The following is a 12,894-nucleotide window of genomic DNA, read 5'->3' on the forward strand; positions in this document are numbered from 1 at the left end:
CGGCGAGCCGCCGCCCGGCCGGATCGAGTCCGGACCACGTGAGCGATCCCTCGCCGGGGGTGCGGACCGTGGTCCGTGAGGCGTGGGCCCGCGCCGCGAACTCCGCGAGGCCGGCCAGGCCGGTGTGTCCTGGCGGAGCGGGGCGCGTCACCACGGGCTCCGGAGGCGGCGGGACGGTCATCGCGTCACCGTGCCGCAATCCACAGCCCATGGACCTCACCCTTCTCCCGGTCGTTCGGCCGCTGCCCGGCGGCTCCATCTCCCGGCCCATACTCACCGTGCCCTTCGGGTGAGCGGGTTGTCCCACGATTTGCTGTTATGCGCAAAACCGCGACGACGCGGGTCGCGGGTCGGTTCCTCCGGTGCAACTTCCCTGGCTGTTGCTGCCTCGCCGCGGATACGAGGAGTGGTTGTTTCCCATTCCGCCGTGCGGCGGCGGCTTTCGCGGCTTGCCCGGGAAACCGCCTCCGCACGGCGGCGGCGAACGCGCCGCAGCCACGGCCTCCGGGTCCGGCGCCCCCCCGCGGACGGGGAGCGCCGGACCCGGCTTGTGGCGGTGCGCCGCTTCCGTGGCCGGGTTACGGCGCGCTCACGATGAGCCCGATGCCTCGCCACCCGGCCGGAGCGGTGGGGACTACTCGACCCACACGTAGAGCGCCCACTTGCCGGTGCTGACGAAGCTGCAGTAGGCGGAGCCCGCGTAGGACGCCGCCATCGAGCGGCACCAGGACTCGCTGCCGGTGCCGATGCGCACCCAGCTCCCGGCCACCGTCGCCGCGGCCTCGGACCCGGACGGGGCCGCGGGGGCCGCCTGTGCGGTGGCGGCGCCTCCTGCCAGCATGGTGGCTCCCAGCGCTACGCCGGCGAGCAGCACACGTGCACGCATGTGTTTCTCCTTCTTCTCCGCATGTGAATGGCTCTGTGCGATATCCCGGAAAGCCCGATCCGGCAGCACCGAACGGACGGTCCTTTCACCGCCGGAGAACGGTGGTGCTGTGCTGTTCCGGCAGTGAAGGAGACCCCTCCTTCCGGGCCGCTCCGTTTTCCGGAGGAAGCGGAGGAAGCGGAGGAAGGGATGGTGCGAGGCTCGGGCGGTCGGGCACCACAGAGACTGCTGGCGGTCGGATTCGCAGATCAACAGTGTCTGGGCGTCCCGGACAGACTCCCGGTGTCCGGGCTGGTCACGGGCCTGTCCGGGTAATGATCCGGACAGGATGAAAGGACCATGGCCTGATCCGCTGTTGCCCCGTCAACCACAGCCCCACAGGATGACTGGCCATGGGGAACCCGGGGACACCGTCGCCGTACCAGGCGGCAGACGCTGCCGGTTTCGTCGCAGCCATGCGCCGGCTCAAGCAGCACGCCGGCCTGACATTCCGCGAGCTGGAGGAACGGGCCGCCGACAACGATGATGTGCTGGCACGCAGCACGCTGGCCGATACCCTGCGGCGAACGAGCCTGCCGCGGCCGGAGGTCGTCGCGGCGTTCGTCCGTGCCTGCGGTGCGGGGCAGCAGGTCGGAGCCTGGCTGACGGTCAGGGACCGGATAGCGGCCGAAGAGCCCGCCCCGCTCCAGGCGCCCGGTCCCGAGGCGGAGCCGGAGGCTGCTCCCGGGGCCGAGCCCGAGGCGGCGCGGGGGAAGCAGCCGAGCCGTCCGGCCGTCACGGCCTCGCGGTGGCGCCACGTGAAACTGGGCGTCGTCGCACCGGCGGTCGCCTTGGTGGCTCTTCTGGCCGCATTCCTCGTCGTGTGGTTCCTTCCCACCGGCGATTCGGGTGGGTCCGGCGGTCCGGGTGGTTCCGGCGATTCCGGTGATCAAGGACCGGGCGCACGCAGGCCTGCCGACGGCTGGGTCACCATCCGTCCCGTCCGCACGCCCGACCACTGCCTCACCGATGGACGCGATCGCCGAGGCAGGCACGCCAGTGCCATCGCCGTCCAGCTTCCCTGCGCCCAGGCCCCGGTGCCCCGCACCTACCTCGAACCGGCGGGCAGCGGCTTCTACCGCATCCAGTGGCACCACCCGCAGGAGGGGAAGGGGTGCCTGACCGTCATCACGGCCGAGCCGGCGAAAGGGCTGGTGGAGCCGTGGGACGACTGCGACCGTTCCACGGTCTTCCGCCTCGACCCCGTCCCGGGCGCCGGGCCGAAGGCTTTCCGGCTCCACCGGGCCAACAGCGCCGACTGTATCGGGATCGCCGGGGACGAGACCGTTTCGGGAGCCGAAGCCACGGAGGAACCGTGCGGGACAGAGGAGGACCAGACCTTCCTCATCGAACCGGGCTGAGTTCCTCCCCGCTGCCGTCGCGGCTCGGCGCGTGCCCGCCGGTGGGCCCCGGCGCCCGGGAAGGTCTCGGACGGTGACTCCGGGCCGGGACCTTCCGGGGCGACCGGCCGTGCGTGGCCCCGGCCGTGCCGCCGCTACTTGCAGTTGGTGTTGACCAGCCTCTTGCGGGCCGAGTCGATCACACCGTCGAAGTCGACGCACTGCCCGCGCGCGTAGGTGTACACCGGACCGGCGTACGAGGTGTACGTGCCCTTGTCGAAGACCCAGGTGCCGGCCGAACTCCGCTTGATTCCGACCGCCATCGGCACAGGGCGGCCGACATTGCTGACGGTGACCGCGCACTTGTATCCGTTGGAGGTGTTGTAGGTCAGGAACAACACCCCCAGGGTTGTGCCGGTCAGCGTGCGCACCGGGGCCGAGTCGACCAGCGTGTACCCGCTTCCGCACGCCCCGTTGTAGTTGGCCGCCGACGCCGGTGCCGCCGTGGCCAGGACCCCGGCCGCGGCCAGAGTGACCGCGGCGGCACCCGCGGCGGCCGTTCTCGCCGGGGAACCGAGTAGTGCCGTTGTGCGAACCATGACCATTCATCTCCGTATGCCAAGGGCGCGCCGTTCGGACGGCGGCGTTCGAGCAGGAACGTCCCCCGCAGAATGCCCTGGCGGCCCTTCGATGTCCTTGGCCTCCCGTGGCCGATCGTTTGACAACCCGTCCGCGGATGACGACCGCCGAGGGAAGCGCGGCGGAGACCGCCGGTGCCGGTGACGGCCGGGAAGCGGATCAGCGGCGCACCTGCGCCGTCGGGGCAGCGGCGGACGCAACCCCGCCAGCGACACCGCCGTCCGGCAGGACGAACCGTCGCCGCCCGGCCTCAGCGCACAGATCCCCCGGGGACTTGTTCGACCAGAGCGTGTGAGTGCTCAGCGTCATGATCTGGGCTCGGACGTAGTGGAGGGCGACCACCGGTCTGTGCCCGCCATCCTCATTCCTCGTAGGCTCTCCGTGCCGTGACCGGAAGTGCGGCGGCCAAAGCTGAAGGACGGTGAAGGGGGCCCGGGTGGGGTGGGGTGCCGCGCTGATGCGGGGTGTCGCCGGTGTGCCCGCGTGGCAGCGGCGGAGCGCGCTGGCGGTTTGCGCTCTGGCGTTAGCCGCCGTGGCACTGCGCGTGACGGTGGAGCGGGACGCCATCGTGGACGCGACGCAGTTCAGCGTGGCGTTCTTCGCGACGATCCTGACCGGCGAGGCCGTCATCTTCGCCATCTCGTTCAACGCGGCCAGCGGCTGGCCGTCGCTGCGGGAGATCGACACCCACATCGCCTTCCGGGAGTGGGTGGTCATCGGCTGGCTGGCCTCGGTGTTCACCGTGGTCGGCCTGCTCGGGGGCAGCGACACCACGGCCTTCTACGGGGCACTGCTCTTCCTCCTCGCGGATGTGTTCGGGATCTTCTCCTTCGTCCGCCTGTTCGGCCTGGCGAGCGCCGGGGGCCGGAAGCGGCTGCTGCTCCGCACCCTGCGACGCTCCCTGGAGCGGCTGCCCACCGAGCCGGAGCGGGTACAGGAGAGGCTGCGGGACGACCCGGTCGTCTCCGCGTATCTCGCGGCCGTGGACCAGGCGGTCGGCAGACGGGACACGGGCGCGGCCCGGGACCTGGTCGACGAACTGACCGGCGCGGCGCAGGGGCACGCGCCCCTCGGTGGAGCCGCCGCCCTGCACGTGGATGTGATCCACCGCCTCGCCCGCACGTCCCTGATGGGCGGCATGGACGCGGTGGTGGCCGCGGAGGGTATCGAATCCCTTGTCGACTCGCTCCTCACCATCGTGGCCAGAACCACTCCGGCGGAACCCACCACCGAAGCCGAGCTGATCGCCGTCGAGGACGCGGCGGTGGCGCTCGGCCGGACCAGCCGCTATCTGGCCTGGCTGGCCGGTACGGCGCTCACCCTGTCCGTCCGCCGGGTCGCCGACGCGGGCTCCGCGCGCGAGCTGGTGGCCGTCACCACCCGGTGCCGGGACCGGATCCTGCGCGAGGTGGACCCCGACCCTCAGTCGGCGGCGCCCGAGGAACTGCGCACCCCGCTCACCACACCGACGGCCGTGCTGGCCTGGGTCGGCGGCTTCACCCAGTACCACGGCTCCCACCAGGCCGCCGCCTTCTACCCCACCCACGAACTCCTCGCCGGACGCAAGTTCATGGGCAACTACTGGGACGGCGCCTCCGTCCTCACCGCCCTGCGCCAGGCCCTCTACGGCCGGGACGCCGGCGGACGCGCCACCGGCCCCGCCGCCGAGGCGTCCCGGCGCGCCTTCGGCTCCGTCGCGGAGTTCGACCGCTTCTGGACCCTGGCGTCCGTCGGCGCCATCGCCACCCTGCGCCACACCGGTCTGCCCCACCCACCCGCGCTGATCAGACCGGAGTTCACCCCCGACCCGCAGCTCCTCGGCGCGTACCTGCGGACGTTCGGCTCCCACCGGTGGTTCTCGGATGCCGAGCAGGCGCGGTCGCTGCTGGCCTCCGTCATGTCCCGGAAGCCCGCGACGGACGGGGCCTGGGGGCGCGTCCGGGCGGCCGGTCTGCGCAGCGCCGTCCGCACGCCCGTCCCCGAGGTGGAGCCGCACCACCGGCCCGCCGCGATGGTGCTGGCCGTCGCCGCCCGGCTCGCGCCGCTCAGCGACGGCGAGCCGGACCGCCAGCTCCGCCTGTTCCTCGACGGGCTCCCGCAGCCGGTGATCGAGGCCACCGCCCGGCTGGCGGCGAGGGCCCTGCCCGGAGGAGAGTCCGGGGACGGGACACCCGCCGACCCGAGGGGCGCCGTCATCACCGGCCTCCAGGTCATGCGGCTGGTCGGCAACCGGTCCGGGAGCCTCGGATGAGCCGGCCGCTGCCGCCCGGCGCGGAGAGCTGGCCGGACCTCCTCCGGGCCCTGCCGGATTCACCTGCCGAGGCCGTCGTGCTCGTCCAGTGCTCCCCGGGCTGGCTGCGCCCGGAGGCGACGGCGCCGCGCAACGAGATCGACGAGGCCGTGCTGATGGCCCAGCTCCGGCGGCCGGAGCTGCGGATCGACCGCTTCCTCCTGCACAGTCTGCCGATGGCGGGCGGTCAGGGAGGAGTGGACGCGCCCACCGCCGCCCGGCTCGCGGAGGTCCACCAGGACTGGCTGTACCGCATATCCGCCGCCACGGCGCTGCTCTGCCCGGAGGGCCGGGCGGAGCCGCGGGTGCATCGCATCATCGTGCAGGGTGATCAGCCGTCGGTGGGGATCCCCGATATGGTCGCGGTGCGCGAGGAGGGCGCCTGGTCCCTCCCGGCCGCCGCCGACGCGCTCGCCTTGCTGGACCGCGACGGCGCGACCACACCACTGAGCCGATACGACGTCAACCTGGACGGGCCCTTCGGTGACGCCGACCCGTCCGTCCACCTCTGACCATCCCCCTACCACCGCTACCACCGCTGAGGAGCGAAACCGTTGTCCGACAACAGCGCACAGGACGACCGGAAGTTCCTGGAGCAGGCGATCGACGTCTCCCGTCACGCCTTGGAGGACGAGGGCAAGACGCCGTTCGGCGCTCTGGTCGTCATCGGCGGCGAGGTGGTGGGCGTGGGCACCAGCTCGGTGGTCGAGCGGCGCGACCCGACCGCCCACGCCGAGGTGATGGCCCTCCGCGCGGCGGGTGAGGCAACCGGCGGGCACCTCTTCGAGAACGGCACGATGTATTCGAGCAGCGAGCCCTGCCCGATGTGCCTGACAGCCTGCTACTGGGCCCGTGTTCCCCGTCTGGTCTACGCCGCCACCAGTCACGACGTCGCCACCTACGGCTTCGAGGACCTTCAGTTCTACCGCCAGCTCGCCCGCCCGAACGCGGACCGCACCCTCCTGGCGGAGGCGACCGTCCCCGGTCTCCGGGCGGAGGCGGCGTCGGTCCTCCGCCAGTGGGCGGAACAGCTCCCGGTCGAGGTGGAACCGAAGTTCTGAGCCGGAGGGCTCGCCGCCGTGGCGGTACGAGGGGAGCCGGTCAGCGGCCGAGACCCTCACTTCGCACGGCGGCGACGAACGCGCCCCAGCCGGCCGACGGGAAGGCGAGGGCCGGGCCGCCCGGCCTCTTCGAGTCGCGGACGAGTATCGCGGGACCGGTGGTGGCACACTCCAGGCACTCGCCGCCAGCCCCGTTGCTGTAGCTGCTCTTACGCCAGCGGAGAGCCGGGGACGTGGACTCGGACGCAGTGTTCATCGGGACAACTCCTCCAGTACGCCTTTGATCAGGTCGGCCGAGCGAGACGGGCTCAACGCGAGGGCCCGTAGGTTGTCGTACGCCTTCGTGTACTTCTTCACGTCGTCCACCGTTTCGAGGTAGACCGCGTCCGTCAGCCCGTCCCGGTACACCACGTCGGGGTCCTCCTGCTCGGGAAAACCGAGAATGGAGAAGGCTCCCGTCGCCGGATAGGTCCCGGCGTCGAACGGCAGAACCTGGAGGGTGACATTCTTCAACGCGCCCGCAGCCAGCATATGTTCGAGCTGTGCGATCGTCACCTGCCGGTTGCCGATCACGTGACGCAGGACGCTCTCGTGCACGATGGCCCACAGGTCTGGAGGATTCTCGCGAGTCAGGATGGACTGCCGTTGCATCCTGACGTCCACTGCACGCTGAAGGTCATCTCCGGTGAGTTGATCGATGATCCGGTGCAGTTCGGCCGCGTACGCGGGCGTCTGTAGGAGCCCAGGTACGACCTCGCACTGGTACTGGCGCAGGCTGGACGCCTCTTGCTCCAGGCCGACGTACACGGAGAACCACTGCGGTACGGCGCTGCCATGGGTGTGCCACCACCCCCGCGTCTTGCTGTCCTTGGCGAGTTGCTTGAGGAAGTCGCGCAGCTCATCGGAGGTGTCGTAGAAGCGGCACAGGGCGTCGACATCGGAAGGCTGTACGCGGCCGCTCCCCGTCTCCAGCCGGTTGACCTTCGACCCACTCCAGTCCAGAGCCGTGCCCACCTGCTGGCACGTGAGCTTGTTCTCCTCGCGCAGTTTCTTCAGCTCGATCGCCAGCCTGCGACGCCGTGCCGTTGGTGATCCCGCCATCCCGTCCCCTCCTCGTCTTGAGCGTGAGCCTTCCACCCACGGCAAGCCGAAGGCCAGTTGTGGTCACTCGATGGAGGGAAACCCGGCGTGCACATTGCATGTCCGGATATGCCGACTGCCATGCTCCTCATCGAGCGGCGCTCCGGCTCGGTGCGCACTCCCCAGATCCGAAGAGGGTGATGGATATGAGCGGTGGCCTCTGCACGACCGCGAACAGCTGGCGACTGGACTTCCTGGCCGAGCCTGCCGAGGTGCCGGCCCTGCGACGGCTCATCCGACTACAACTTGCGGCGTGGGGCCTGCCGGAGCGGGCTGACATCGGGGAACTCTGCGTCAGCGAATTGGTCTCCAACGTCATCAAGCACGTGGGGCCAGGGACCCCCACTACCCTCGCGGTCGCCATGACGGGTGGTCGCCTCCGCATCGCCGTACGAGACCCGGCGGACGGGGCCCTTCCCGTGCTCGCGGATGCCAACAACGAGGCCGAGTCGGGCCGGGGGCTGGCTTTGGTGGCCGCGTTGGTCGACCGGTGGGGCGTCGAGCCGGATCCGTCGGGAAAGACGACTTGGTGCGAAGTGAGTACGGGGACTGCCGTTCCCCCGTGCCGTCGCGGCGGTCGACGAACTGACCGAGCGGAAGCCGTACTCCTCCTCTACGGGGCTGGCAGCCTGCCGGGCGCAGAGGGTGCGTCCCCCTTGGCGACCAGGGTGGCGGAGGAGTCCGCGATCAGCCTGATCGCGGATCTCCTCCATTGGCTCCGGGGAAACGGCTGGGATTCCGATGATGTAATCGACCGGGCCCAGACGCGATTCGAGGCAACGCTTGAAAGAGCCTCGGCCGCTTGCTGAAAGCTATGCCGTCAACCGCTGGTCGGTTGGCTCGGGAGGGGTTGGGTAACGATCCCTTCATGGACGGCCATCGGAGATCCCGACCAGCCGTCAAGCGTCTTCCACACCGATGCCACGCCGTGAGTCTCAAGGTATTCGGCGAAGACCCCGACGTCTTCCGTGAAGAGGGCTAGCAAGTGGGGCTTGCTTCCCGCTTCCCCGTAAAGAAAGTGGCGGTACTCGAAGAGTTGTGCCAGCGCTTCTCTGGCGGCCTTGGTTGGGTTTCCCCGCCTCACGACCTTGGCTTCGACTAGCCATTCGCTCGAACCTCGCCGCAGTACGAGATCGCGCGGGTGCATACCTTCCGTGATGGGGGTGAACCCGCGTTCCGCTATGTAGGGTCCGAACTCGCTGATCAGCGTCTCGTGTCTACGTTCTCGGGTCTGGTGCTTTTCCGAAACCTTGGCGATGTAATCGCCATCATTCTTCGGTCGAAAGTTCTCCAGAAGGTCCCCCTGCTGATCTACTATTTCCTTGTGGCCGCCCTGGTACTCGACTTCAAGCTGAGTTCCGTCGGTTGGCGGGTCCCAGTACCAAAGGCTCTTCTCGACCGAAGCCGCGTACTGAAGAATTTCTGCCATGCTCCAGAGGTCGCGCCGGAGTGTGACTTCTGGCGGTAGGCTCTTTATGAGGTAGCGACGCGCGGCCACATTGGCGGATTCGTAGGCGCGTGCCCGCCACCTTCGTTCCTTGAATTGCGGCTCATCGTGCCAGGATTTGATTATTTCTTGCGGGAGCTTCTTCCGCAAACGTTGAGCGTTGCGTTCAAGGCGTGCGCGTAGCTCTTCCCCCTTGTTGAGTTCATCCGTGAGTTGAGTGACGCCCTGTTGGAGAGTTAGGGTAACTGATTCCAAATCCGTAGAGAAAATGTAGGCAAGGTAAAGATCCTCTTTTGGGTTTCTTGTTACATCCGGATCAAAAACTCCGATCCAAGGCGTGGTGTTGGCGTAGCCCTGGCCGCCGTAACCGGCGATCTCCAACCCGGCTGGCACAACCGCTCTGAGTTCCTTATGTACTGATCGCAGGAGATCCTGCGCGAAAACGCCGGTTCGAGTGCCGTCTTTGCGGTCATAGGTGGCCGCGATCTGGACGAAGAGGTCATGGAGGTCCATGGCCAGACGCTACGTGCGCTGATCCCCGATCACCAGGGTGCGCGGAAGGGCTGGTTGGCGATCCGCGTAGTCACGACGGGGGTGGCCGCGAACGATCCTGCGGTCATCGGTGGGGCACGGTCACGGGGATCACCGAGGTCGTAGAAGGTGGAGGGGAAGATGCTCGGTGTCCCTCGCAAGAACGAGCACGCGACGGCGCCGCCCACCCGGCGGCGGGGTTGCCGTCGTCCGGGCCGAGAGAGTCCCTACGCGGACCAGAGATGACAGGCGACCTTGGCCTGTCGCGCGGCGGTCTGTCGCGACCTCGAACCACACCTCTTTCCCTGCCGCCACCGGCCTGCTTCCCCAACACGAGGCCAGGGCTTCGACCAGCAGCATTCCCCGGCCGTGTTCCTCGTCGGCGTCGCTGCGGTTGACCATGGGTGACTCGGGGCTCGTGTCCGTCACTTCGACGCGCAGGCGTTGTCCCGTCCAGCGGAGGACCACGGTGCAGGTGGCGCCGGTGTGGACGATCGCGTTGGTGATCACCTCGCTGGACATCAACTCGATGTCCCGTAGGGCGCGCTCGGACAAGGGCACGCCCCACCTCCGCACCACCGTGAGGATGCGCCGTCGTGCCCGTGACGGCGCGCCGAGGTCGGGGGCGACGCGGAAGCCGTATGGCGTGGGGAGGGGTGCGGGGCGCATCGTGGCAACGTCCTTTCGGCACTTCGATTGACCGCCTGAGGGTGAGAACCCAGGGTGTACCTCCAAAAAGGTGCTCAACCAGGTCAGAATGGGGGCTTCCCCGGCGCATCCGTGTGGCACTGCGGGGCGCCAGCAGGGTCTTTCCGGTTGACGGCGATGCGGAAGGCGGCGTGATGGCGGGCAAGCGGCATGGACTCGTCCAGCAGAGAGCGATGCGCGGTCTCACGCAGGAAGCCCTCGCCGAAATACTGGGCGTTGACCGTTCCACCGTCGTCCGCTGGGAGGCAGGGCGCTGCGATCCGCAACCCTGGATGCGGCCGCGCTTGGGACGTGCGCTCGGGGTGACCGCGTTCGAACTACAGAGGTTGTTGTCCTCGCCGTCTGGCGTTGTCCCTCCCGGCCACGCGCGGGCGATTTCCTCGCCGGCTCCGGGGGACGATGAGCCCGGCTCGTGCACCTCGCTGAGGGAGGATTTCGACAGACTTGTGCGGCGGTATGATCGACTGCCCTCCGCGAGTCTCCTCGTCGAAGCGGGTCAGCGACTCGGAAAGTTTGAACTTCTGGCGGGTGACGCGCGACGAGGTCGGATGCGACGGGAATTCCTCACCCTTCAGGCGGAGGCTGTCGCCTTTGTGGGGCAGTTGGTCTGGGACGCCTCGGAACGGCGGGATCACCAGACCGCCCGCTCGCTCTACACGAGGAGTCTTGACATCGCGCGTCACGTGGGGGACGGCGTGCTGGAAGGGCTGGCTCTGCTCCGGATGGGACATGTCGCCTTGTACGGAGTCCGCGACGCCCACGAAGGTCTGCGCTTGTCGCTTTCGGCGGCCCATGCTCCACGAGGGGCGAGCCACGCCCTATCTGCCGTGGCGCGGCTCCACGCGGGCGAGGCGCACGCGATGCTGGGACAACCGGGTCAGTGTGACGAGGAGTTGGAGAAGGCCGACCGTCACCTTGCGCGGGTGGACGACTGGGACGCGGCCTTGGACCTGATCTCCCCTGGACAGCGGCACCGTCTCGCAGGGTCCTGCCACCTCTCCCTTGGACGGTACGAACTCGCGGTACGGGAGTTGGTCGACGCTGCCGCCGAGTTGCCCTCCCATACGAAGTCTCGTTCCATCGTCCTCGGGAATCTCGCCCTGGCTCGGATCCGCCAGGGCGAGGTGGACGCTGGGACCGCCGCGTTGCGTACAGCGATCGAGGAGTTGGAAGGCACGCGCGGCGGCGGTGGGGTGAGCGTTGTGTTCGGGGCTGTGAGGGAATTGCGCCCCTGGTGTCGTATGCCCGAGGTGCAGGATGTGCACGATCGTCTGTTCGCCTTGATGGCGGGCCGGTAAGAGGGAGGGACGGAGGAGCGTGGGTACGGACCAAGACCGGGCCAAGGGCCAGGTGCGTGGCAGAGTCTGGGACGCGCTGATGGAGGCGCGTGCTGTGCGTGACGCGTCGGTGTACGGCCGGATCCCTGATTTCATAGGCGCCGAGACGGCCGCCGATCTGATCACGCGGCTCCCCTTCTGGCGGGAGGCGCGGTTCGTGAAGGCTGTGCCTGACAGGGCTCAGCGGCCCGTGCGCGGGCTGGCCCTCGCGGCGGGCAAAGTCGTCTACATGGCTGTGCCGAAGCTCGCCACACCGCGGCCGTTCTATCGACTGGACCCCGCCGAACTCCGGATCGCGCCGGACCAGGCAGCGGTGAGCAAGACAGCCGCCGAGGTGGCACCGACGGTTGATGTCGAGCACATGGAACCGGTCGACGTCATCGTCCTCGGCAGCGTCGCGGTGAACAGGGACGGAGTGCGGATCGGAAAGGGCGCGGGCTACTCCGACCTAGAATTCGCGCTGCTGACGGAGGCCGGGCTGGTCAGCCCGGAGACGGTCGTCGTCACCACCGTGCACGCCCTCCAAGTCGTAGACGAGGTCATTCCCGCGGGTGAGCACGATGTGGGCGTGGACTACGTCGTGACGCCAGAGGAGATCATCGCCTGCCCAGCCCCCCACCGTCCCCAAGGGCTCTACTGGGACCGGCTCCCGCCGGAGAAGATCACGGCGATCCCGGCCCTCCGGACGCGGCAGGCCGCACGTAACTCCCGGTGATTCCCGCAGCGGGAGGGGTTTTCAGGCGCGGAGGGGCCCGCGTTGAGGAAGCCGAAGGCCCGCGGCCGGGGCCCGTGGGGGTGGGCGTCCGGTCGCGGGCCGGTCGGGGTCGTGCGTGGAGGTAGCCGGCGGTGCCGGTGTCAGGGTGTGGTGCGTGGGCCCGTGGTGTCGGGAGTCCGCGGGCCCGGGGCGGGGTGGTGGCGCTCCGCCCGGCCGGTCCGGTTCGTGTGGCCCCCCGCTCGACGCGAAGCGGACGGTGAGCCGGGAGGAGCGCCGGTCCCCGGGTGGGTCAGCGGTTGGTCCACAGGACCCACTGGAGGGCGCCGCTGGCGCACTGGAACTGGTCCCAGTGCCCGCGCTGGATGCCCTCGTTGCCCGCGAGCACGCAGTTGCCGTACTGCCAGTACTTGCCGCGCAGGACCCAGCCGGGGACCTGCTCCGCCGTCTCGCCCTGGACGGCGGTGACGCGGGACCCCGTGGCCGGGGCGGCGCTGGCCTGGACGGCGCCGAGGGCGAGGGCCGCGACGGCCGTCGTCGTGGCGACGATGCCGGCGAGGGCGGTGCGGGTGGTGGTGAGGTTCATGGTCCAACTCCTTACGGTTCGCTTGGCCTTGCGTGAGAGATACGCCGGAGCCGGGCGCGCCGTATGACACCCGATCGGGTGAAGCGCGGTGCGGACACCGGAGGCGCGGAGGGCAGGTGGCCCGCCGAGGAGGAGCCCGCGGGAGGGTCGGGTCCGCCCGGCCCGTCCGGCCCGGTGG

14 protein-coding genes are annotated in these 12,894 nt (G+C 69.4%); 7 read left to right on the forward strand and 7 right to left on the reverse strand.

Annotated features, from left to right (window positions below; translation table 11 throughout):
- Positions 1-634 precede the first annotated feature (634 nt).
- Positions 635-886: a hypothetical protein gene (locus HCK00_RS15310; protein ID WP_168102492.1), complete on the reverse strand. Its 252-nt coding sequence runs from the start codon at positions 884-886 to the stop codon at positions 635-637.
- A gap of 392 nt (positions 887-1,278) precedes the next feature.
- Here HCK00_RS15310 and HCK00_RS15315 point away from each other — a divergent pair, with 392 nt between their 5' ends.
- Entirely contained in the window at positions 1,279-2,286 is a 1,008-nt protein-coding gene (locus HCK00_RS15315; RefSeq protein ID WP_168102493.1) for a helix-turn-helix domain-containing protein, read from the forward strand.
- A 134-nt stretch (positions 2,287-2,420) separates the two neighbouring features.
- Here HCK00_RS15315 and HCK00_RS15320 read toward each other — a convergent pair whose 3' ends face one another.
- Positions 2,421-2,864, reverse strand: coding sequence for a spore-associated protein A (locus tag HCK00_RS15320; RefSeq protein WP_168102494.1), 444 nt, complete (start codon positions 2,862-2,864; stop codon positions 2,421-2,423).
- A gap of 572 nt (positions 2,865-3,436) precedes the next feature.
- Here HCK00_RS15320 and HCK00_RS15325 point away from each other — a divergent pair.
- The 3 genes from HCK00_RS15325 to HCK00_RS15335 are packed head-to-tail and all read left to right on the forward strand — an operon-like array spanning position 3,437 to position 6,255.
- Positions 3,437-5,155 (forward strand): hypothetical protein, encoded by a 1,719-nt coding sequence (locus HCK00_RS15325; RefSeq protein WP_168102495.1) that lies wholly within the window; start codon positions 3,437-3,439, stop codon positions 5,153-5,155.
- A complete protein-coding gene (locus HCK00_RS15330; RefSeq protein WP_168102496.1) occupies positions 5,152-5,706 on the forward strand; it encodes a hypothetical protein in 555 nt (184 codons plus the stop codon). The genes HCK00_RS15325 and HCK00_RS15330 overlap by 4 nt, the downstream gene beginning before the upstream one ends.
- A gap of 42 nt (positions 5,707-5,748) precedes the next feature.
- Positions 5,749-6,255, forward strand: coding sequence for a nucleoside deaminase (locus tag HCK00_RS15335; protein ID WP_168102497.1), 507 nt, complete (start codon positions 5,749-5,751; stop codon positions 6,253-6,255).
- 40 nt (positions 6,256-6,295) lie between these two features.
- On the opposite strand, the gene HCK00_RS15340 is transcribed toward HCK00_RS15335, so the two are convergent.
- Both HCK00_RS15340 and HCK00_RS15345 read right to left on the reverse strand, forming a co-directional pair.
- Complete coding sequence (locus HCK00_RS15340) at positions 6,296-6,511, reverse strand: DUF397 domain-containing protein (protein WP_168102498.1); 216 nt, start codon at positions 6,509-6,511, stop codon at positions 6,296-6,298.
- On the reverse strand, positions 6,508-7,356 hold the full coding sequence (locus HCK00_RS15345; protein ID WP_168102499.1) for a helix-turn-helix domain-containing protein: 849 nt from the start codon (positions 7,354-7,356) through the stop codon (positions 6,508-6,510). The genes HCK00_RS15340 and HCK00_RS15345 overlap by 4 nt, the downstream gene beginning before the upstream one ends.
- 185 nt (positions 7,357-7,541) lie before the next feature.
- Here HCK00_RS15345 and HCK00_RS15350 point away from each other — a divergent pair, with 185 nt between their 5' ends.
- Positions 7,542-8,204 (forward strand): ATP-binding protein, encoded by a 663-nt coding sequence (locus HCK00_RS15350; RefSeq protein ID WP_168102544.1) that lies wholly within the window; start codon positions 7,542-7,544, stop codon positions 8,202-8,204.
- Between the two features lie 11 nt (positions 8,205-8,215).
- Here HCK00_RS15350 and HCK00_RS15355 read toward each other — a convergent pair whose 3' ends face one another.
- Positions 8,216-9,355, reverse strand: a complete 1,140-nt coding sequence (locus tag HCK00_RS15355) for an MrcB family domain-containing protein (protein ID WP_168102500.1) — start codon at positions 9,353-9,355, stop codon at positions 8,216-8,218.
- 129 nt (positions 9,356-9,484) lie between these two features.
- The gene (locus tag HCK00_RS15360; RefSeq protein ID WP_168102501.1) at positions 9,485-10,042 is read right to left on the reverse strand and encodes an ATP-binding protein; all 558 of its coding nucleotides are present in this window, start codon (positions 10,040-10,042) and stop codon (positions 9,485-9,487) included.
- A 212-nt stretch (positions 10,043-10,254) separates the two neighbouring features.
- On the opposite strand from HCK00_RS15360, the gene HCK00_RS27685 reads away from it, so the two are divergent.
- Together HCK00_RS27685 and HCK00_RS15370 are read left to right on the forward strand one after the other, a co-directional pair.
- Positions 10,255-11,379, forward strand: a complete 1,125-nt coding sequence (locus tag HCK00_RS27685) for an NsdA family TPR-like regulatory protein (RefSeq protein ID WP_512700810.1) — start codon at positions 10,255-10,257, stop codon at positions 11,377-11,379.
- Positions 11,380-11,398: 19 nt separating this feature from the next.
- Positions 11,399-12,133: a 5-formyltetrahydrofolate cyclo-ligase gene (locus HCK00_RS15370; protein WP_311765339.1), complete on the forward strand. Its 735-nt coding sequence runs from the start codon at positions 11,399-11,401 to the stop codon at positions 12,131-12,133.
- 289 nt (positions 12,134-12,422) lie between these two features.
- On the opposite strand, the gene HCK00_RS15375 is transcribed toward HCK00_RS15370, so the two are convergent.
- Positions 12,423-12,716 carry a hypothetical protein gene (locus HCK00_RS15375; RefSeq protein WP_168102502.1) on the reverse strand — a complete coding sequence of 98 codons (294 nt, stop codon included), beginning with the start codon at positions 12,714-12,716 and terminating at the stop codon, positions 12,423-12,425.
- Positions 12,717-12,894 lie beyond the last annotated feature (178 nt).

Source organism: Streptomyces zingiberis, from assembly GCF_012034935.1.
In the GTDB taxonomy this organism is placed as follows: domain Bacteria; phylum Actinomycetota; class Actinomycetes; order Streptomycetales; family Streptomycetaceae; genus Streptomyces; species Streptomyces zingiberis.

Excerpts from the sequence above, each read along its gene's own strand:
- HCK00_RS15375 (WP_168102502.1), bottom strand. The coding sequence starts at position 12,716 with ATGAACCTCACCACCACCCGCACCGCCCTCGCCGGCATCGTCGCCACG.
- HCK00_RS15350 (WP_168102544.1), top strand. The coding sequence starts at position 7,542 with ATGAGCGGTGGCCTCTGCACGACCGCGAACAGCTGGCGACTGGACTTC.
- HCK00_RS15340 (WP_168102498.1), bottom strand. The coding sequence starts at position 6,511 with ATGAACACTGCGTCCGAGTCCACGTCCCCGGCTCTCCGCTGGCGTAAG.
- HCK00_RS15310 (WP_168102492.1), bottom strand. The coding sequence starts at position 886 with ATGCGTGCACGTGTGCTGCTCGCCGGCGTAGCGCTGGGAGCCACCATG.
- HCK00_RS15320 (WP_168102494.1), bottom strand. The coding sequence starts at position 2,864 with ATGGTTCGCACAACGGCACTACTCGGTTCCCCGGCGAGAACGGCCGCC.
- HCK00_RS15360 (WP_168102501.1), bottom strand. The coding sequence starts at position 10,042 with ATGCGCCCCGCACCCCTCCCCACGCCATACGGCTTCCGCGTCGCCCCC.
- HCK00_RS15315 (WP_168102493.1), top strand. The coding sequence starts at position 1,279 with ATGGGGAACCCGGGGACACCGTCGCCGTACCAGGCGGCAGACGCTGCC.
- HCK00_RS15330 (WP_168102496.1), top strand. The coding sequence starts at position 5,152 with ATGAGCCGGCCGCTGCCGCCCGGCGCGGAGAGCTGGCCGGACCTCCTC.
- HCK00_RS15345 (WP_168102499.1), bottom strand. The coding sequence starts at position 7,356 with ATGGCGGGATCACCAACGGCACGGCGTCGCAGGCTGGCGATCGAGCTG.
- HCK00_RS27685 (WP_512700810.1), top strand. The coding sequence starts at position 10,255 with ATGCGCGGTCTCACGCAGGAAGCCCTCGCCGAAATACTGGGCGTTGAC.
- HCK00_RS15355 (WP_168102500.1), bottom strand. The coding sequence starts at position 9,355 with ATGGACCTCCATGACCTCTTCGTCCAGATCGCGGCCACCTATGACCGC.